The organism is Nitrospira sp. M1, assembly GCF_965152605.1.
On the sequence record NZ_OZ224217.1, the window covers coordinates 3,880,059 to 3,900,450 of the forward strand.

Annotated in this window: 15 protein-coding genes; all 15 read right to left on the minus strand. The window is 50.9% G+C overall.

Annotation, left to right across the window (positions count from 1 at the left end; genetic code table 11):
- Positions 1 to 5: 5 nt before the first annotated feature.
- Complete coding sequence (locus ACWHX8_RS17395; RefSeq protein WP_447969399.1) at positions 6 to 2,771, minus strand: response regulator; 2,766 nt, start codon at positions 2,769 to 2,771, stop codon at positions 6 to 8.
- Positions 2,720 to 3,859: an FIST signal transduction protein gene (locus ACWHX8_RS17400; RefSeq protein WP_447969400.1), complete on the minus strand. Its 1,140-nt coding sequence runs from the start codon at positions 3,857 to 3,859 to the stop codon at positions 2,720 to 2,722. The genes ACWHX8_RS17395 and ACWHX8_RS17400 overlap by 52 nt, the downstream gene beginning before the upstream one ends.
- Positions 3,860 to 3,938: 79 nt before the next feature.
- Complete coding sequence (locus ACWHX8_RS17405; RefSeq protein WP_447969401.1) at positions 3,939 to 5,363, minus strand: tetratricopeptide repeat protein; 1,425 nt, start codon at positions 5,361 to 5,363, stop codon at positions 3,939 to 3,941.
- A gap of 122 nt (positions 5,364 to 5,485) precedes the next feature.
- Positions 5,486 to 6,307 carry an ExeA family protein gene (locus ACWHX8_RS17410; RefSeq protein ID WP_447969402.1) on the minus strand — a complete coding sequence of 274 codons (822 nt, stop codon included), beginning with the start codon at positions 6,305 to 6,307 and terminating at the stop codon, positions 5,486 to 5,488.
- On the minus strand, positions 6,304 to 7,884 hold the full coding sequence (locus tag ACWHX8_RS17415; protein WP_447969403.1) for a type II secretion system protein GspD: 1,581 nt from the start codon (positions 7,882 to 7,884) through the stop codon (positions 6,304 to 6,306). Before ACWHX8_RS17415 ends, ACWHX8_RS17410 begins: the two co-directional genes overlap by 4 nt.
- A gap of 25 nt (positions 7,885 to 7,909) precedes the next feature.
- Complete coding sequence (locus tag ACWHX8_RS17420) at positions 7,910 to 8,515, minus strand: hypothetical protein (RefSeq protein WP_447969404.1); 606 nt, start codon at positions 8,513 to 8,515, stop codon at positions 7,910 to 7,912.
- Positions 8,512 to 9,090, minus strand: a complete 579-nt coding sequence (locus ACWHX8_RS17425; RefSeq protein ID WP_447969405.1) for a hypothetical protein — start codon at positions 9,088 to 9,090, stop codon at positions 8,512 to 8,514. Before ACWHX8_RS17425 ends, ACWHX8_RS17420 begins: the two co-directional genes overlap by 4 nt.
- Before the next feature lie 5 nt (positions 9,091 to 9,095).
- The gene (locus tag ACWHX8_RS17430) at positions 9,096 to 10,595 is read right to left on the minus strand and encodes a hypothetical protein (RefSeq protein ID WP_447969406.1); all 1,500 of its coding nucleotides are present in this window, start codon (positions 10,593 to 10,595) and stop codon (positions 9,096 to 9,098) included.
- 258 nt (positions 10,596 to 10,853) lie between these two features.
- The gene (locus ACWHX8_RS17435) at positions 10,854 to 12,659 is read right to left on the minus strand and encodes a hypothetical protein (protein ID WP_447969407.1); all 1,806 of its coding nucleotides are present in this window, start codon (positions 12,657 to 12,659) and stop codon (positions 10,854 to 10,856) included.
- A gap of 55 nt (positions 12,660 to 12,714) precedes the next feature.
- Positions 12,715 to 14,925, minus strand: coding sequence for a type II secretion system protein (locus ACWHX8_RS17440; protein WP_447969408.1), 2,211 nt, complete (start codon positions 14,923 to 14,925; stop codon positions 12,715 to 12,717).
- Between the two features lie 110 nt (positions 14,926 to 15,035).
- On the minus strand, positions 15,036 to 15,722 hold the full coding sequence (locus tag ACWHX8_RS17445) for a type II secretion system protein (RefSeq protein ID WP_447969409.1): 687 nt from the start codon (positions 15,720 to 15,722) through the stop codon (positions 15,036 to 15,038).
- Between the two features lie 102 nt (positions 15,723 to 15,824).
- Positions 15,825 to 16,520: a type II secretion system protein gene (locus ACWHX8_RS17450; RefSeq protein WP_447969410.1), complete on the minus strand. Its 696-nt coding sequence runs from the start codon at positions 16,518 to 16,520 to the stop codon at positions 15,825 to 15,827.
- 226 nt (positions 16,521 to 16,746) lie between these two features.
- Entirely contained in the window at positions 16,747 to 17,154 is a 408-nt protein-coding gene (locus ACWHX8_RS17455; protein WP_447969411.1) for a hypothetical protein, read from the minus strand.
- A 309-nt stretch (positions 17,155 to 17,463) separates the two neighbouring features.
- Positions 17,464 to 18,153 (minus strand): type II secretion system protein, encoded by a 690-nt coding sequence (locus ACWHX8_RS17460; protein ID WP_447969412.1) that lies wholly within the window; start codon positions 18,151 to 18,153, stop codon positions 17,464 to 17,466.
- A 435-nt stretch (positions 18,154 to 18,588) separates the two neighbouring features.
- Positions 18,589 to 20,364: a type II secretion system protein gene (locus tag ACWHX8_RS17465; RefSeq protein ID WP_447969413.1), complete on the minus strand. Its 1,776-nt coding sequence runs from the start codon at positions 20,362 to 20,364 to the stop codon at positions 18,589 to 18,591.
- Between the last annotated feature and the right edge of the window lie 28 nt (positions 20,365 to 20,392).

Below are 20,392 nucleotides of genomic sequence, written 5' to 3' on the forward strand. Positions count from 1 at the left end.
CAGCATTAATACACCCTTTCGTTCTTCAACGTTTCACACACTCGCTGAAACTCCACTTCCAAATCTCGAAAAGCATTCACAAGGCCCTCTCGTGCATGCGGACTACGTTGTTCGAGAGCCCAGCAGATATCCCCCAAACGACCAGCGCCCATATTTCGGCTCATCCCCTTGAGCCCATGAGCCACGTCATGGATCTGAGTCAGATCATAGTGTTGAATGGCATGTTCCAGGGCCGTCATACAGGCTGTGGCATCTGAGATAAATTGAGTCACCATGCGACTCATAAAATCCATGCCTCCCAGTTGTATCCACTCACTCAATACCGCTTCGTCGACTGGGGGCGGAAGCGCAACACGCTGGGAGGGATGCACCTCTCGGGGTACCAGGGGTACTTCATCCTTCGTCTCTTGGAGTTCGTGAGACATCGCATTCCGTAGACCTACGGGTTGCGGCAACTCATGAGCCGATTCAATCTCTTGCACCGGCACCCACTTCGCCAAAATGGCTTCCAGGAGATCAGGCTTAATAGGTTTCGCAATATAATCATCCATTCCCGCATTGAGGCATTTTTCTTTATCCCCAGACATGGCATTGGCCGTCATGGCAATGATTGGAAGTCGAGTCCAGCCAGTCGGCGGTTCATCCATACCCTCGACATGTGCAGATGCTTCGCGTAATCGAATTTCTGCCGTAGCTTGATACCCATCCATCTCCGGCATTTGACAATCCATGAACACCAGAGAGTACGGAACTCGGCTGATGGCCTCGACGGCTTCGCTCCCGTTTGCCACAACATCGGCTCGATAGCCAAGACGTTCGAGCATCAATACGGCAAGTTGTTGATTGACTCCATGATCATCAGCGACCAAAATCCTGCTCCGTGTCCTCGTTTTCACTTCACTCAGACTATGCTGCGTCACAAGCAAGGAAGACTCAAGCCTCTCATCATCTTGCAATGATTCCCCCATAACCGCCAACAAGCATTCGTGTAGTTGAGATTTCCGAACAGGCTTCGTGAGGTATCCGCTAAACCCCGCATCTCGAGCCGCAGTCGCATCGCCTCGTCGCCCCAACGAGGTTAAGAGAATTAAACGGATAGAGGCTAAACGAGGATCGGCTTTCATGACTCGGGCTAACATCAATCCATCCATACCGGGCATTTCCATATCCAGGATAGCCAGGTCAACCGTATCACCATGAGTCACCCGCTCTTGAAGCAACGACAACGCTTCAGCCGGCGTCGAAGCCATCAGTGGCTCCATCTCCCAGTCCGCCGCATATTGTGCAAGGAGTTGAAGATTCGTAGCGTGGTCATCGACACAGCAGACACGCAAACCACTCAGACTCTTGGTTGAACACGATTCATCATGAGACGAAAAAGGTTGTTTAGGTAGACGAACGGTAAACCAGAACGTCGTGCCCTCATCAGGGACGCTCTCAACCCCGATTTCACCATTCATCAATTCAATGAGCTGTCGAGAAATGGCTAACCCGAGCCCCGTCCCACCAAATCGACGGGTCGTGGAGCTATCTGCCTGGCTGAACGGTTGAAAGAGCCGAGCCTGAGCCTCAGCAGAAATTCCAATTCCGGTATCCGACACTTCTACGCGAAGCGACGCTTCGTCTTCCGTCTCCTGAAGAAGGTGGACACGAACAATCACATCACCTTGCTTGGTAAACTTAATGGCATTGCCGGCAAGGTTCAGGATAACCTGCCGCAATCGACCGGGATCTCCACGCAACGCCGTCGGCACATTCCCGGAGACCAATCCCACCAGCTCAAGATGCTTTTCTCCGGCTTTTTCAGCCAAGAGGTCTAAGGATTCCTCCAATGCCACGCGTAAATCAAAGTCAATAAATTCAAACTCAAGTTTGCCAGCCTCAATTTTCGAGAAATCAAGAATATCGTTAATAATCGTTAAGAGCGCCTCACTAGAACTCCTGACCGTTTCGGCAAATTGACGCTGCTTGGGAGTCAGCTCGGTTTCCAGAAGCAGACCCGTCATTCCAATGACTCCATTCATTGGCGTACGAATTTCATGGCTCATGGTCGCAAGAAACTCACTCTTCATGCGCACAGCCACTTCGGCTGCCTCTTTGGCCTCCTGGAGAGACAGCATCGCCTGCTGACGTTCCGTAATATCTCGAATAAACCCGTAGAATTGATAGGTGCCTTCTTTATAAATCGGGATAATCGCAATTTCGACCGGAAAGCGATGTCCATCTCGATGAAGAGCCCAGGATTCAACCCGCTGGTTGACCATACGATCTTCATCCCGCTGCGAAAATGACACAACACCGTGAGTATGAGCAGACCGGTATTCTTCCGGAACAATGGTATCGGACAATGACCGGCCGAGGACGTCTTCCGCTGTCCATCCAAACGTATTCACCGCTTGCGCATTCCACTCGATGATATTTCCATCACGATCCATTCCCACAATGACATCAAGCGCAGAATCAATAATCGTTTGCGTTTGAGCCTGCTCACCTTTGATCCGTCGCTCACTCGCGTCCCGCGTCTCTTGAAGCAACTCCTGCATTTCTTGATTCGAAATCGACAGCGATCGCTCGAGCAAGGCCCGGCTTTGTTCAAATTCCGTATAGGTCTGATTCAATTTGATCAGGAACGCCTGCCAATCCTTCGTGTCTAACGGAGGGGACTGATCGGTGAAGCCCAGACGTTGTAATTGTCGCTGAAGAATCGCGTGCATAGCATCTACAATTCGGTAATGGTCGTCAGCGTCATGGTTTGATTGTGAAGATCGCATCGCCCATTCGTGTAGGGCGACAATTCACCGTAGGAATAGAATCCGATCTGCGTGGTGCCGGACGGAAACACATCCAGCGTCGCCTCCACCTCCTCTTCGGTCCGCTCTCCCAACAGGAGTCGACGACCGACACAGCTAATGGCGATCGCTAAGGTGGGTTGATCAGGGTGCTGTTCATGCACCGTCAAGGTGGCGGCTTGGGAGGCGCCTTCAACGAGTCGATCGAAACTCGCCCGCATAAATTGCGCAATGGCCCCTTGTGGAATATCCCCAGCAAACGTCATCGACTGTTTCGCTTCGTCAATCTGCAAAATTGTTCGGACCAATTGAACGTCCTTTGATCCGTCGGGACGAAACGCCAACGGGAAAAACAAACAGGATGCCGGAAGCTCGTCCGCACGATCTCCAAGGTATTTTTTATACAGTTCCAGAGCAGGCTTTCCATCAAGCTCAAAGAGCACATTGCGTTCAGAACGCGTGACTCGTCGTTCCAAACCCAACATCTCCCATCCCCCTTTCGACCCATGTCCAATCCGCACCGCATCGCCATACAGCCCGACCGCTGTGACATGGCCACTTTTTGGCTGTCCTTCATGAATAACCCATGTCTGTTGAAAACGCTTGCCGTCACCAGCAAGCCCTCCCGTCACCACCACAGATTCCGGCAACGTCGCATTCAACCCCTGCACGAGTTCACTGCCGTTGACCAACAATCCATCCGACAACACAAATACGCCTCGTAAGTCAGGAGTCCGTAACGCCTCACTCAATGTCTTCCCAGCTCCATACGAATCCAGCGAATCATGAATTTCAACGGAAGCCATCCGAACACTCGTGCGGGCAAACTCCACCACGGCAACCGTGAAGGAATCATCGTGAATATGCGTGCCAAGAATTTCTCCAACCGTCGAACAGCCCATGACCGTCGCGCCCGGATAGGCTTGACACACCGCATGAATCATGGCCGACGCATCGGGAATGTTGGAAGCGCCAAACATGAGAATAAGAGTTTTTTCAGGGTCGTGCATTGCAGAAACAGGCACCTCATGTTGCCGCCCACTGTGTAAGGAAAAAGTATGGATCTCCATACGTGCAAACCCCCTGTGTTCAAGGTCTAAATGACAGTACATGCATGAGATGAAGGACAAGGAAAACGCGTAACAGCGTTTAGCGAATCGGTGATGGTTGCGTACGTAACATATGCTCTAACACTTTTCTTCGAACCCCATGATAGGCAGACCTTCCCTCGGTCAGAGTCAGATACTGCCGATAATGCCGACGCGCGAGATTGACCTGCCCTTGTTGTTCGAGATTATAGGCCAGGTTCAACTGAACTTCGGGGAGCTTGGGATCTAAGAGTTCTGCTTGGCGAAGCGCGTCCATCGCTTTTCCATACTGTCCGCGTTGTTGCTCGATCACGGCACGCTGCACCCAGAGATACGGAACCGTATCGTCTCGCACGAGCCCTTCCATAAAGGCATCTTCCGCCTTGTCTAACTCACCGAGCCCAAATTGCGCAGTCCCCATCCAAAACCATGGTTCCCACGTTGCAGGAGGAAGAATAAACAGAGGCTGCAATACAGCAATCGCCTCAGCATGAGATTGCTGCTGAATGAGCAATCGCGCTTTCACGATGCGTTGTTTGGGAGAAAGTCTTGTCGAAACTTCTGTAATCGAAGTTTCTCTCGTTTCCGTTCGCATTGGTTCATGAGCGGATTCGTCATGCTGAACAAGATGTTGCGCTTCAGCATTTGGAGACGGCAAAGAGCTTGTCGCGTCAGCCGAAGAGACAGACTGTACATTCTTTTCATCCATACGCTGATCTCTGGCTTCATGAAATGCTTCGGAACGATCTTCAGATTGCAAGGAGTGTTCAGATCTTTCAGACAAAGGGGAGAGGACTTGGGGAGATGCATCTTTATCCGGCGAATGGAGGCCCATATCGGCACGTGATTCATTCTCTGTAAGACCTCGTGCCTCACCTGCTCCATTCGATAGATCTTCTTGAAATTCCTGTTCTCGATCTTCTCCTGTGGCGACGGAATCCGGCGTAACAGACAACCCGACACCATCCGATACCTGACTCTCAGAATCCGGTAAAGGTTCTGCCATAACCTCCGTGGACACACTCACCGTAATCTCACGATCTCCATCTTCCAGAGGATCTGCGACTTCCAGACTATCCTCCTCATCATATGATGGTGAAAGAGGCGGCAGCTCTCCAGGTAATAGTTCGACAAGAGGCTCGGCAGGTAAAGTCGCGTCTTGCTCGGAAGGCATCGGCTCCACGGAGTTGTCTCTACTCAAATCAATCGAGCGATCAGGACCCGTCGAAACAGATGATGTCATTGATTTGATATCAGAAGTCGGATATTCACCCCACCAATACGCGCCTATCGCCACAACCAACGCCAACAAAAAGCCAGCGATCGACACGCTCACAAATGTCTTATCGACTGTTGGTTTCTTTTCATCCTCATTCGAATCAGGCATGTCTGCCTTTGACAATACGGGATCGTGGGCAGGCAATGGCTGCGCACGACTCGCACGCGCAGACTGAAGACGATTTAATGCATCAGTGACAATACTCATAATTCAATCCTGTGAAACGTATCTCGTCGCTCGTGAATCGTATCTCGTAAAAAACTGAAAGACTCTTCGCAAGATACGATTCATGAGCGACGAGCAACCTTTACCCCTTTTTCCCTCACGTGTTATCCAATTTCCCGTGCGGCTTGCCGAATCATCCAGGGACTGATTGCCTGTTCACCTTTTGCATACGCCGCAAGGAGTGCTCGATCGCAGAGTTGATTAATTCGCCTGGGAACGCCTCCACTGATCATATGTACTAACATCAAAATGCCCGCATGCACGTGAACCCGATCGTCCCGAGTGGCGACACTGAGACGATGCCGAACATAGTTCATCGTGTCTCTCAACGTAAACGGCTTCAGGCGATACCGTACGCTGATTCGCTGATTCAGCGGACGCAAGGCTCGCTTGGTAAGTTTGAGTTCGAGCTCCGGTTGCCCCACAAGCAACAAACACATCAGTTTGTCTTTTTCTGTATCCAGGTTCGAAAGCAGGCGCAGTCCCTCCATCACCTTGCCGCTTAATCGATGTGCTTCATCGACAAGCACCGCCACTTGTTCTCCACCTTCCGCTAATCGAAGAAGCAGCTTGGGAAGCTCTCGTTGAAGAGATCCTAACGAGGCGTCTTTCGGGACCTTCCCGGTCAAGTCTTCATAAATGGATGCCAGAAGCCCCCCATAGGACTGATCGGGATTCAATAAATAGGCAAAACGCGTGTGCTGTGGCGGATGGCGAAGCAAGTGCCGGCATAAGAGCGTCTTGCCTAATCCCACCTCACCAGTCAACATGGTGAGACTGCCACTCGCAATCCCATACCGAAGGTGCGACAGCGCTTCGAGATGTTGGCTTCCTGGGAAAAAGAAGTCGGTATCCGGAGTAATACGAAATGGGGGCTCGATGAACCCGAGTTCCTCATAGCACACAGCTAAATTCCCTGAAATCATGTACCACCCTCCACAATACGCGGTTGGAGAAAAATGACCAGCTCACTTTTTCTCGTCACGTTATACGTGCCTTTAAACAATCGACCGAGCCATGGAATGTCTCCCAGCAATGGAACCTTCCGTTCGGTTTCTGACACTTCATCTTGAATAAGTCCGCCAATGATGACCATCTCCCCATCTCGAAGACGCACCAGCCCAGACGATTGCTTCACATCAAGTACCGGTGCTGTCGCAGTCTGTTGTGGTGATTGTCGAATTTCGCGAAGTCGAGAAATAATTGGTGTGACATCCAACATAATCCAGCCATCGTCTGAAATCTGCGGAGTCACCGATAACACCAGTCCCACCGTGACCGATTGCGCCTGCTCCGTCACGATATTCCCCGTTCCCCCTGTGCCCTGAACGACGGTTTGGGTGAAAAAGGCTTCATCGGTCGCCACCTTAATCAAGGCAGGCTGATTGTTGAGCGTCAACAAACGAGGTTGCGAAATGACTCGCAACTCTCCTTGCTCCTGCAAGGCTTTGACTATGGCATCAAAATCGTTCTTCTCATAGGTCGCATCAACCGTCGCCGCTTTTGCCACGAATCCACCGAACGGCGCGGTAATAATATTGGACAGAACAAGATTGCCAGCGGAGCCCGCAAAATCGATCTTGTCCCAATTGATTCCGAGGCTATAGTTATCGTCAAGATTCACCTCATAAATACGAGCCTCAATCTCCACCTGCCGATGAAGCGAACGGCGCACCTTCGCAAGATACTGCGTGATTTCCTGAACTCGTTGATGCCGATCCGTCACTTGGATCGTGCCGGATAATCGATTAAACACCAGTCGACCCTCCGTCGACATCAACACTTTGACCTGTGTCTCCAATTCTTCCCAGAATTTGATCTCATCCTGTTGATTAACCGTAATCTCTCCGGTCCCTTGGCCGGCTCCCCCTCCACTTGAAGAGATATTGGCCTTATTCTCTCCGGTCCCACCACGAACCAGTCGGATATAGTCCAGGTTAAATATCCGCGTTTCAAACTTGAGAACACGAATCAACTGGCCTTGTTGCTCCCAGAAATACCCATGGGAATCTAACAGGGCCGACATGGCCTCCTGGAGCGGTAAACTATGAAAGCTCACCGTAATGTTTCCGGTAATGTCCGGTCCCGCCACGATATTCAGTTCGTTCGAATGCGCAAACATCGTCAGCGCATCCCCAAGTGGAATATCCTGGGCACGAAAGCTAAACAATGGTCCGAGGTCTTTCTCGGGTTCTGCCTCTGCTTTCAGATGACTCAACGGCATGCGATCTTCGAGAGAGAGCGCATGAGGATTACTCATCACTTCCTGCATCATCGAATCTGCCCGTTCAGACTGTTGAGGTGCGTGTTCTGGACCTTCCTGTTTCGTCGCATCCTCAACGACTGCCGAGCGAGTGACTGGACTACAACTTCCCAATGTCAAGAGCACGGGAATGAAAACAGCCATCACCACGACGGCCAACGAATACCTCTGGCAATTCCCCTGGTACATCATGCGTCTCTGCATAACATCAATGCCTTGCTTCACGTACATAGTAAACATCGTCATGACTCAACAAATGAAAAATTTATGTATCTCTCCCGGTCAGCCTACTCATTCGTTCTTCTCTAACATCGTCGACACGATTCCCCTCCCTTTGCTGGTTTGTCAGAGATCTCGTGCGCTCCTGACGATCAAATACCAAATGATGAGATCCAGATGGTCCATCCAGCCACACGCCATCCGAGGCAATGCGCGTGACCAACAACCCCTCGATATCATCGCCCTCCGCGACAAGTTTTCGATTGATCATGGCCAATTTCGGCTCTGGCTTCAGAGTCACGGCCGTCAACAGCAATGGAGGTGGAGGTGAACCACCTCGGTTCAGCACAGAACCACGTTCGGCCCCTCCGTCTCGCTCACCATCAGCATGTTGAACCTGCGTATGATGCGTCACCGGTGCAAACGGATCACGAACCAACGTCTGGGGCCAATCCAACTGCGTCACATCGATGGACACGGGCTTACTGAGTGTCGAGTCAACCGTCGAATTCACGGGACGCCTCGTCGCACTCTTGCCTGGAACACTTGACGGTATCGTGTTATCGCTGAGTTCCGTATTGAAATAGAGGATGAGCATGGCTACCCCACAGAGCCCTATGACAACCCACGGATTGTTGAAAATCTGCCTCATGTTCTCGCCTTGACCCACACGTGGATAAGAACCGTCATCTGTGCAGCCCCCGCGCCCCCCCGCACTTTCACTTCCTGCAGATCCACCCGGACCTGATCTTCCGCCAGAGAACGAAGAAAATCCACGTACCGTTCATAGGCACCAGCCAATACGGCTACCTGCTCCGGAAACACTTCCAATGCCACAGGAATCACATCCACATCATTGAGTTCCTCAGCACCTTCATGCCTGCCATGAACACGATATTTGGATCGCAAACCCATGGATGCCGCCTTCACTCCCATCTCTTGCAACCACATTGTCAAATGATCAAGGTCACGCAACAGCATCTGGTCGGCCGTACTCATTCGTTCCTGTACAGTATGGGGTTCTATCTGTGACCATTGAGTCCGCAAGGCGGCAATGTCATGCGACAGGGTGTAACTGGAACGACTACTGGAATGCGCGTCTTCAATCATTGACAGTTGCGTCATCAGCACCAATCCGACAAAACCAATACTCAGGCAGATACACAGGGTAATGAGAGATCCCTTATACTCGCGTATCCATGACGACAGATGATCAACAGCGAACATTGTTCTTATCCTTGAATTCGTCCGAGCATCGAAAACTTGCGCGGCCACTCGCTAAACTCTTGCTGCGCCAGACCGGAAACCTCTTGAATCCATGCTCCCCGCCAATCTTCGATGAACTCGACATGATAGGGCCCGTCTTTCAACCGTTCCTCAAGTAAGGTTAAGGTTTGCGACCCGCCGACTAAATCGCCAGGCGCCATTCCCGTCAACTCGACCGTCCATTCGTTGGCTTCCCGAGTAATCTTGGCTTCTTTCAACGTCAATTCTGCCGGAAGGACATTCCCCAAGTACCCCAACATCAACCCTGGAAGAGGGGAAGGCCGCTGTTCAATGATCCGGGTTGCCTTGTCCGCTTGAACCGTCAAATCCTGCACCCGCTTGACCCAAACGTCTTTTTCCTTGCGCAATTCGTTTGATTCTGAAGCCAGTGCTACGGCTTGCCCTTGCTCTCTCACGAGGCGTCCTTGAAAGAAACTCGTGAGACCAATCCCCATGAGCAAGAAGCCCAATACGGCTGCGGCAGTCAACTTCATGCACATCTGTCGCAGCGGGGCCAAGCGCATCTCATACGAAGTAAAATTACTCAAACTTTGAACCGGCAAGAATAAACTCACCCAAATCCAATATGACGGATCAGGATTCATCGGACTTTGCATAATGGTCATGCCGGTAAACGGTTGCACGCTCGACGCCGACACATTTTCAGACATGCCGACCATCCACACTTGCGACACGTTAATCCCGAATTGCTGTGCGCAAAACAGAATAGAGCGAGTAATTTCCCGTCCGATACGTTCAGAGGGATCAACCCCATCACGCGTCGGACTTAAAAACCGTTCAAATAACGGCGTGCCATCGCCTTTGGCCACCAGCAACACAATCTTATCCGCCATCAGCGTCACGAGCAGCACGACATCGCTATTTTCAAGGGGCAACGAACGCACCTGTTCGACAAATATTGAAGACAGCGGCGTCAATTGCATGGGCGTGAGATCCAAGCTCCGGCACACCGCAATGACCTCATCAACAAAATCTTTCGGCCAAATATCGACCAACACACCGATCTTGCCCCGTGCTTCTTGCGTCGTCCGAAACCGCCAAGACGTCGGCCCTTTCCACGGCTTCAATTCTTCCACCACACCCTTTAGATACATACGTAAGTCTGCCGGTTTCATAGCCGGAACCTGGAGATATTGATGAACGAACCGTTCATCCTCAATCAAAAAACTCACCTTCTGCCCTTGATATTGCGTAATTTTTACCGCTTCCTGTAACGCGGCACACAACTGCTCAGCCGTTTCGATCGCATCCGGACATTCCCAATTTGCCACCACCTGATTTTTGACGACAGATAAGGCCCGGAGACGGCCATGGATCAGACTTACCCCTAAAATCGTTTTTTTTAGCGGCTTTATCACATTCCGCATATGAACAGTAAATGTAGGCATATAGACGTAACCTGCCGTCTCCTTGACGGTTGTGCAGAGTTCGACTTCGGCACTCATGTAGCATTTCGGACTTTTATGTATGATTCTTGATGGTTAAGGAAAATTTGGTTCAGAAGGCAGAGGGGAGAAGACGTTGCTCGTTGCCTTGGGGGAACACATCGCTCGCTGCTCGTCGTTCGTTGCTCGGGGGAAAAACCTTGCTCGTCGCTCGTATCTCGTGGAAGAAGAATCTCCCGACTTTCTTTTACGAACGACGATTCACGAGATACGAGCAACGGTTATTGCGAGCGACGAGCCACGCGTGTGAGCGACGCATTAATAGGCTTCGATCTGGATGTTGTCGGCGTAGAAATAGGATTCAACTTCACTGCCGGACCCTACGAACCGGATTTGCGTGTCCGAGGCAATGTACGCCGAAATATCAAAGGCTTGAGGAACCTGGCTGTCGTCACTTCCATCCAGGTTATAGGTATAGAGATTGGTCCAGTTCGAGCCGCCATCTCCGGAAACCGCCAGCGTCATGCTGCCTCCACTGTCGTCCAAGAGCCGACGCCGGTAGCTAAACGTCAGCATGGCCGAGGTTGTCCCGGACAGGTTCGCCTCACGACTGAGCCCCCGGCCATTCATATTGACCTCATCGCCACCAATCCGTATGCAATTGCCCTCAGCGCACCGGCTATCCGACCGTATGCGCACGCGACCCCAAAATTGACCATCCGATTCCCCGAGCTCCTGCCAACCATCGCTCCAGGTCTGAGTGCCATCGCTACCGGCATAGGATATCGAAGAAAATTCATCCAGAAAGGTAAAGCTACTGTCTCCTAAAAACCCTCCAAGCGCATCGACTCCGACATCGATATACGTTCCTGTATTTTTGACCCCGATCGCATAGAGCTGAACACTTCTCGAAGATAGGGGAACAGGAGTGCTCACGATGGATATCGTGGTCCAGGACTGAGTCGAAGCGGAAATACTCAAAACCTGACTCCCAACAACACTGCCCCCGGTTGATGCATCGTAAAATTCAATCAATAAGTAAGCGTGATCACGAAAACTTCCATCAATTTGACCATAGCCGGATCCCGTGAAATGCATATGCAATTCACCGTCATCAATTTGAGACGCACAATCGCTCACATCGATTCGTTGGTAAATAGAATTAGAATTTTCCCCTGTTGTTCCCATAGCATCCGCACTCGCAAAGTAGGTTCCAGCGGCAGGACTTGGCATCACATATGTTGAGGTGCCAACTCCCCATTGATTGGTACCTGCGCTTTTGGTCCAGCCGGTGAGATCACCGGTTTCAAACCCGGGATTCACAATCGCCACATTACCACGAAGACCACAGGCACATTCTTTCCCAGGAAATACTTGCCATTTGGCACCGCTCGCGCATGATGGGTTAAATTGATAGTGCGTATCTCCCGTCAACGAAAACTGGAGCTCCGGTGTGCTATAGGTATCAGCTTCGTCCAGCGCAATCATGGTCCCCGGAAGATGGTATCGCACATAGTCTCCCAACAAGCCGCCCCCAGAGCTCGTTGGCACGCCGTCGAGCGCAAAACTGCCTCCATCATCCAGCGCCGTCAATCTCACTCGCGAAAACATCTCTGCCATATTTCCCCTGTAGAGGTGAAGACCGGGTGTATCCTGTTCGACCATCGTCCACCAGGTGTTGAATTCCGAGGCAGTCGTAATGGAGGGATTGGCATTGCCCAACCGATTCGAAATCAACAGAAATCGCGCGTCGATCAATTCCGCTTCAGTCAGTCCCACGCCATTACTAAACCCGTCCATATTCGGATGCAACTCGTAATAGCGGGAAAACCGGCGATCATTTTGGATGAGTTGTATGGAATCTAACGGCGAATACTCGGGGCTGTGGGCGGGTAAGTTTGGAGCCCAGGTACGTGTACTTCGAAGATACGCGGCCGATCCCTTTCCAATGGAAACAAGAATTTCTTTCTCCGTTTCATTGGCCGTCGTATTGAAACTCGTCATCATGTTGGGCAGCGTCACGGTGGCCATGATCACGATGATCGACATGGCTATCATCATCGTAACCAGCGCGAAACCTGATTCATGGAAGCGATGAATTTTGCTATCGAGTTGAATGAACATGCTGCCGCAACCCATTGTTCATACATTGTTGTTTATTTCACGTCAGAGGCATTTCTCACGGAGCAATCATCAACGTGCCTCGAACGTCATCGATGCCACCGTCTAACTTGCTGCCACCTGCTTCTTTTCTGCCAAGCAGGAGCAATTCGATACTTCGAGTCCCAGCCGGAACGGGAACATCGTTGATGGACAGTTGATCCCACGTTTCCGTGGTGTTGGCCCACACACTGTCATACGACGCGCCGATCGGTAGCCCCCCTGCCACGGCATCATAGAACGTGATGCGCAATTTGGCTTTGTCGTCACAACAACCCCCTGGAGTCTCACCATGACCGAACCCTGAAAAACTCGTGGTGCCCTTGCCTGCGTCGATTTCTGTGACATAGGCGGCCACGTCCAATCGCTGATACACGCCTAATTCATGATCCTGAGCTCCCGTTACTGCATCGTCAGCTCTAGCATCGCCAAAGTAGGTTCCGCCATGAGGGACCGACATCGCACCAGTTGAGGTCCGTGCACCCCAGCCGTTGTGGCCGCCATTTCCCGTTAAATCGCCTGTTTTCGTCCATCCCGTCAGGTCACCCGTCTCAAACCCTGGGTTGGTAATGGACAAGACCACGATAGTGGAAGGACTGCCCTTGATCATGATGGAATCAGTGCCCTCACTCGTCGTCGTTAACGCCACATCAGCACCATCAAAGACAATGGTGGCCGTTCCTACGGTATTACTCCCCACACTCGTGAGATCGAGTATGACAATATCGGTCACATCCACGTTGATTTGGTTATCCCCCAAATCACTATCTCCAGCCTCAAACGACGCCAGAATTTGACCCGCCTGCAAGGTGATATCCCCAAGGTTCGTCTGCTCTTCGATAAGCTCTAGCCCTTCAAACTGTTCACTAATTCGAATATCGCTTCCGTCGATCAACAGATTGACCGCACCAGACGTCGTGGACCCCAAAGATGTAGGACTGAAATGATATATGTCGCGGCCATCATAGAAAAAGAGGACATCACCTTGGAGGAGTACTTGTCCTGCAACAGAGGTATTCATTTCCACGAACGTCAACGCCTCTATATCGCCTGTGATACCGACATCTGAGGCATCGATAAACATGAAAAAGGTCCCGGAGGAATAATCATCCAGAGAGACAGGCCGAAAGATAAACACATCCTCGTCATTGACGGATAATGAGTTAATACTGATCAACGTCTCACTAATATCGGTGGACAGCAGGAGATCTCCTTCATTCAATGTCACTCCACCAACCGTCATGGAGGCATTGACATAATGTCCTGCATCGATATCGGCAATACCAAAATTGCTCATCTCCGTGATTGATGCAAACGTTCCGGACGTTTGCCCAGTGGGGCCTGTGTCATAGGTTAAGTTGGGATTATCAAAAGAGACGATTTGCGAATCCGTCCATGAATCTAAGCCGGGCGCATCGCTTGTTGTCCCCTGGGTTGACAGCCAAAGTACGATGGAAGAGAGACAGGGTGGTGCAGACAACACACGCCATTGAGAGCCGGGGGCACAGAGCGGATCAAACTGGTACGCGACATTGCCCGTCAACGCAAACTGCACTTCCGGCGTGCCATAGGTATTATCTTCATCGAGACTGAAGATGGTTCCGGGAAGATGATAGCGCATGTAGTCAGGCAGCGTTCCCCCTCCAGAGTTTGTGGTTACGCCGCCTATTTGATAACTGCCGCCGTCGCCTTCGGCCGTCAAGCTGACCCTGAGAAACATATCGGCAAGATTCGCACGATAGATATGAAAATCAGGTGTTACGCTCTCGTCCGTCGTCCACCACGTCGTGAATTCTGCAGCATTGGTAATCGTCGGAGCCGCATCCGCCGTTCGATTCGAGATCAACAAAAACCGCGCGTCGGCTAAGTCGACTTCGGCAAGGCCCGCACCATTGTTGAACCCTCCCATACTCGGATGCAGCGCATAGTACCGTGGAAACAAGCGGTCATTTTGCAAGAGTTGTGCGGAATCTAGGGGCGAATATCCTGTATGGGCCGCGAGTGTCGGAGCCCAGGTGTGCGTGCTTCGAAGATACGTCGTGGAACTCAACCCGATGTCTTGAAGAACGTCCTTTTCCGCTTCGTTCGCTTTCATATTGAGACTCGTGAACATATTGGGCAAAAGTACGGTCGCCAAACTCACGACAATCGCCAACACGCCCAGTAGTGCTATGAGGGCGAAGCCGGCTTCAGATTGCCTATTGGTTGTCGTTTGGTTTTTATCTTTCATTTTAGAATCAACCGTCGCTCGTATCTCGTTGCTCGTACCTCGTAAAAGAACAATCAGAACCCTCTTCTTGCGAGCGACGATTCACAAGCAACGAGCAACGCTTTTTCCATTCACTGATGAGCCAAATAGATTCTTAGCATCTTGTAGGTCTCGTTATATTTGACCTTTCCTCGTTTCTCTCGTTCATCAATCGTCGTCCCTACGCCTGCATCAAGAATCCCATCGACCCTTTCAAATTCTTGTCTCTCAACAGGCGTCAGACGGATAAATACAAGATCGGCATCAGTTGAAAGATCATTATTTCCGTCATCATTAAAGTCATATCCTCTATCTGCGACTAACGTCGCAGTCTCATAAGTCGTAGCGGTCATCGCCCGCATCGTGATATTCGAGCCAATTCCTGGTGGCGTATCTGTTGAAAATTTTGCCAAGTAGGGTCCATTGAACTTTACCCAGCTATTCGTTCCTACGTTCAGAGGGTCAGACCTCTCCAAGGTAAGCCGCGCAGGCAGCGATAGGGGATTCGCACTATCGCCACTATTCTCAGTGCTTGGAATGCCGTCGGCATCCAGAGGAAGAATTGATCCAATGTCGGCATAATAGTCCTTAATAGCGGTCTCATACGTTTGGACTGCTGCTACCAGAGCATTGACTTTCGATTCAGCTATGATTTCGAATACTTTTGGCAGCAAGAGCGCCACCAATATCGCAATCACCGCCAACACCCCAACCATTTCGATGAACGTGAAGCCGTCCTCAGCTTTCGTATTGCCTATCGTGTGTATTGCATCTTTCATCTTTGCATACACCGTATCTTGTGAAGCGTGAAACGTATCTCAAAAAAGAGTCTTCTGGTTTTTCTTGCGCACTTCACCCTTCACGTATCACGTTTTTTCAATTTACCCATGAATCAAATAGATCTTCATTCTCTTGTCGGCAGCCACGTACTTGACCTTTCCTCGCAATTGGCGCTCTCCAGACGTTGCCCCCACCCCCTGATCAAGGACCGTATCCACCCGTTCGAAATCCACGCGCTCGACATCGAGAAAACGGAGAAATACGACATGGGCGTTGGTTGGAATATCGTTGTTGCCATCATCATCAAAATCCCACCCTCGATCGGTCCCAACCACCACCGTTCCATATGCTGCGGGGTTCGTCGCCCGCATCGTCACGGTGGAGCCGAACCCCGGAGGTGAATTGGTCGAAAATTTTGTTAAGTACGGCCCATTGAATTTGGCCCAACCATTAGTTCCCGTATTCAGCGGATCAGACGCATCCAAGAGAAGACGGGCGGGTAGCGATAATGGATTCGTGCTGTCACCAGTCGTTTCCACCGTGGGTTCTCCATTGACATCGAGTGGGAGAACAGACCCAATATCGGCGTAATACTTCACTATGGCGGTCTTGTACGTGGCGACCGCTGCAACCAACGCGTTGGTCTTGGATTCTGCCATGATTTCAAAAACTTTCGGCAACAACAGCGCAACTAACACGGCAATAACCGCCAACACCCCAATCATTTCGATCAAGGTGAAGCCGTTGCTCGTCGATCGTCGCTCGTTATTCGTGTTCTTCAATTTTGGGTTTTGCACTTTGCCATTTGCTTTCGCTCTTTGTCATTCGTGGCAGAAAAACGTTACTGGTATCTCCTGGAAAGAACATTTTGATTTTTTTTGCAAGATACGATTCACACTTGCGCGCCGGAGCGCTACAGCACGCAGGCACGAGCAACGAGCAACGTCTTTTCCCCACGAGCGACGGCTCACGTTCTGTTCTTCACGTTTCACCCACGACGCTTCACGTTCTGCCTTTCACGCCTCACACTTCATGAGTGATGCTCCCCATCACGTTGAACAGGTCGACCTTAACGCATTCCATTGCGAACCCGTTGGACACGCAGAGGCGCATTGATAGCCTGCGTCGAGGGCTGGCATCCGCCGTTCGATTCGAGATCAACAAAAACTGCGCGTCGGCTAAATCGGCTTCGGCAAGTCCCACACCATTGTTGAACCCTCCCATATGTGGATGGAGGACATAATACCGAGGGAACTGTCGATCATTTTGTATAAGCTGCGTATCATCTAACAACGAATAGCCGGGACTGTGAGCAGCAAGAGTCGGAGGCCAGGCATGGGTATTGCGAAGATACATGGCCGAGCCCTTCCCGATATCCTGAAGGGTCGCTTTCTCTGTTTCGTTGGCCTTCGTATTGAAACTCGTGATCATGTTCGGTAGCATCGACGATTGCCAACACTCCCATCACCGCAATGAGGGCGAAGCCGGCTTCATTTGGCTGATAGGCAGTACAATAGTTTTGTTTTGACATCCCTCGTCATCCGTTGCTCGTGACTCGTTGCTCGTGATTCGTGACTCGTCGCTCGTGATTCGTCACTCATTGAGAAAAAATACCCCGTATCTTGTATCTCATACCTCATAAAAGAATGATTGAAAATTCCTACGATGCTTCTCGGATCAAGTATTCCATTTACTCTGCACGCTATATACGTAGCGCAAAAACCGTTACGTCTGTTTTTATCACTTGTGTGCAAGGTAAATTCTCATCCGGTTTGTGGCCACGTCATATTTCACAAGCCCACGAAGTTGACGCTCTCCAGTAGTCCCTCCAATGCCTGTGTCCAGTACGCTATCAACTCTTTCAAAGTCTTCTAGACTCACACTTCTAATACGTAAGAAGGCCACATGCGCATTGGTCGGGATATCACTACTGCCATCGCCATTGAAGTCATACCCACGATTCGTCGCAGTCGCCGGCGCGCCGTAAGCGGGACCGTCGCGTACCAGCATGAACACATAAGAACCGAGACCCGGAGGGTTGTTTGACGAAAACTCCTTTAAATATGGTCCCTTGAATTTCATCCAACTATTGCTTCCCGTGTTAAGGGGATTACTCTTATCCAGCGTTAATCTGGCCCCTAGAGACTCAACGTTCGCACTCTCTCCACTGACCTCAATAGCAGGCACACCATTAGCATCTAGCGGAAGGATTGAACCAATGTCAGCACAATATTCGACAATCGCTATTTGATACGTCTTGACCGCCGCCACAAGAGCTCGAACTTTCGACTCCGCCATCACATCAAAGACTTTAGGCAGCAACAAGGCCACCAAAATCGCGGTGACCGCCAACACCCCGATCATTTCGATCAAGGTGAAACCAGGCTCATTGTGCCAATTGTCAATTGCATAGCTTTGATCTTTCATCATTGAAGAAAGCGTACCTCGTCGCTCGTTTCTCGTGAAGCGTATCTCGTGAAGGGAAACAAACGTATCTCACTTCCCGTCTTGCGCTTCACGTTTCACGCACGACGCTTCATGTTCTTTGAATATATTTCTGTTGTTATTTTCGGTCTTGAAACGGAAGTTCTTGAAAATAATGAAGTTTGAGATGAGGGAACACCTGGGCTAGAAGGGACTCAACGCTTGCAAGAACGGGAACAAGAATCACAAAAGCTAGAATAGGGTTTCCAGATCACGCGATCCGTGAAAGACGCGGACGACTTCGATCTCGCCATCCAAAGTCGTCGTTCGTTGCTCGTCGTTCGTTGTTCGCGAAATAGCTGAAAGACGTTTTTTTGACGAGAGACGAGATACGAGCGACGAGCAACGGCTTTCCCCCACGAGCAACGAGCGACAGTTTTTTCAATGCGTTGGCGCCAACGCAAGGCTGTCAACACCGATCCAGGAATCCAGATTGATATCCGCTCCTTCAAAAAACATGGTGGCCGTGGCATCGGTTGTCCCGACCCCAGTTGCCGTCACGTCAAGAATGAACACATCGTTGGCCGTTGTGCTAATAGACGTCCCGTTTCCCACCGCATTATCAGCATTGTCCAGCGTGACAAGAATTTGACCTGACTGCAGTGCTGTCCCACCAGTGGTCAAATCACGTTCGATAAGATCTAACCCCACAACTCCGGCTCCACCCCCGCTAGTTCCACCCATACCGATGTCACTGCCGTCGATGAGGAGACTAATTCCGTCCGAGAACAGCCCCACATCCGCTGGCACATAGTAAAAGATTTTGTTTTTATCGGCATTTCTTGTACGACTAAATAAGAATGTGCCGGCTTCCAAAGTCTGCCCTCCAACGAGGGTCTCCTGTTCAACAAGGGTAATGCCGGAAATGGTATCGGGCGCAGTCCCTCCACCGTTGAACAACATAATGAAGGTCCCGGAACGATAGTCCCCCGTGGTATCAGGGCGAAAGATAATGACATCATCCGGCCAAGCAATCAGGCTATTTGTGCTGATGAAGAGCGTATACCACGCGGGTATGAGCAGTAGATCGCCTTCGAACAGATCGGTGAAGGTCGGGAATAAGATCCCCCCTAACTCGATCGTGATATCCCGCCCGACATAGTGCATGGCAGCAATATTCGTCGAAGGCGTAAAATTTTCCATATCCACAACCGAGGCCACTGTTCCTCCCGTGGTTCCCGGCTCAAAGACTAAATTAGGCGGCCCGAGCTGGAGCAACTCTGCGGCACTCCATGAGTTCAAACATGTGGTTCCGCTTGGATTCACGGCATTTACGGTAGAAAACCACAAGGATGAACAAGAGGGGGTTGCTGTTGAGTCGATTCGCCAGCGCGTCCCTGCCACATGACAAGAGTTGTAGCGATATCCGGTATCCCGGGCGAGAGAAAATTGAACTTCCGGCGTCGTATACGGCGACTCCTCATCCAGAGCAACGATCGTTCCGTTAAGATGATACCGGGTGTGCGTCAGCTCCGGCTGAAGGTGACAATCCCAATTTGTGCTGACGCCATCGATTTTATAGTCTCCCCGCGAGCCCGAGGCTTGCAACGTCAATAAATTAAAGGCATGACTTACTTGTCCACGATGGATTTTGAGGTCGGGAGTCGTCGATTCGTCCGTATCCCACCAGGCATCAAACGCTGCTGCATTCGTGATGGTCGGCGCAGCATCTGCATTGAGGTTAGAAATGAGCAGGAACTGCGCGTCCTCTAAACTAGCGACCGATATGCCCACAGCATTGGTCAGGCCACTGATGTCAGGATGAACGACAAAATAACGGGGGAAGCCCCCGTTATTCTGTGTCAGTTGCACCGTGTTGGTTGGAAGATAGTCGGGACTCAGCGAGGCCAAGTCTGGTGGCCATGCACGATTTTCACGAAGGTACACTTCTATCGCATGGGCAATCCCCTCGAGCGTCTTGACCTCCGCATCCTGCTCCGCCGCCTTGAGATGATTAATGACGTTAGGCGCGATGATCGCCCCAAGAATGGCCATGACGGCAATGACGCCGATAAGTTCAAGCAGAGTAAAACCGTTGCTCGTTGCTCGTTGCTCGTTGCTCGTTGCTTGTCGCTTGTCGCTTGTCGCTCGTTGCTCGCGCGCTGTAGCGCTTCGGCTCGCAAGCGTGAATCGTTGCTCGTTGCTCGTCGTTCGCAAAACAGCTGAAAGATGTTTTTTTGACGAG

Coding starts and splice junctions, on each gene's coding strand:
- ACWHX8_RS17440 (WP_447969408.1), bottom strand. CDS start 14,925: ATGAAAGATAAAAACCAAACGACAACCAATAGGCAATCTGAAGCCGGC.
- ACWHX8_RS17460 (WP_447969412.1), bottom strand. CDS start 18,153: ATGATGAAAGATCAAAGCTATGCAATTGACAATTGGCACAATGAGCCT.
- ACWHX8_RS17395 (WP_447969399.1), bottom strand. CDS start 2,771: ATGCGATCTTCACAATCAAACCATGACGCTGACGACCATTACCGAATT.
- ACWHX8_RS17425 (WP_447969405.1), bottom strand. CDS start 9,090: ATGTTCGCTGTTGATCATCTGTCGTCATGGATACGCGAGTATAAGGGA.
- ACWHX8_RS17455 (WP_447969411.1), bottom strand. CDS start 17,154: ATGATCACGAGTTTCAATACGAAGGCCAACGAAACAGAGAAAGCGACC.
- ACWHX8_RS17410 (WP_447969402.1), bottom strand. CDS start 6,307: ATGATTTCAGGGAATTTAGCTGTGTGCTATGAGGAACTCGGGTTCATC.
- ACWHX8_RS17400 (WP_447969400.1), bottom strand. CDS start 3,859: ATGGAGATCCATACTTTTTCCTTACACAGTGGGCGGCAACATGAGGTG.
- ACWHX8_RS17435 (WP_447969407.1), bottom strand. CDS start 12,659: ATGTTCATTCAACTCGATAGCAAAATTCATCGCTTCCATGAATCAGGT.
- ACWHX8_RS17445 (WP_447969409.1), bottom strand. CDS start 15,722: ATGAAAGATGCAATACACACGATAGGCAATACGAAAGCTGAGGACGGC.
- ACWHX8_RS17420 (WP_447969404.1), bottom strand. CDS start 8,515: ATGAGGCAGATTTTCAACAATCCGTGGGTTGTCATAGGGCTCTGTGGG.
- ACWHX8_RS17405 (WP_447969401.1), bottom strand. CDS start 5,363: ATGAGTATTGTCACTGATGCATTAAATCGTCTTCAGTCTGCGCGTGCG.
- ACWHX8_RS17430 (WP_447969406.1), bottom strand. CDS start 10,595: ATGAGTGCCGAAGTCGAACTCTGCACAACCGTCAAGGAGACGGCAGGT.
- ACWHX8_RS17415 (WP_447969403.1), bottom strand. CDS start 7,884: ATGTTTACTATGTACGTGAAGCAAGGCATTGATGTTATGCAGAGACGC.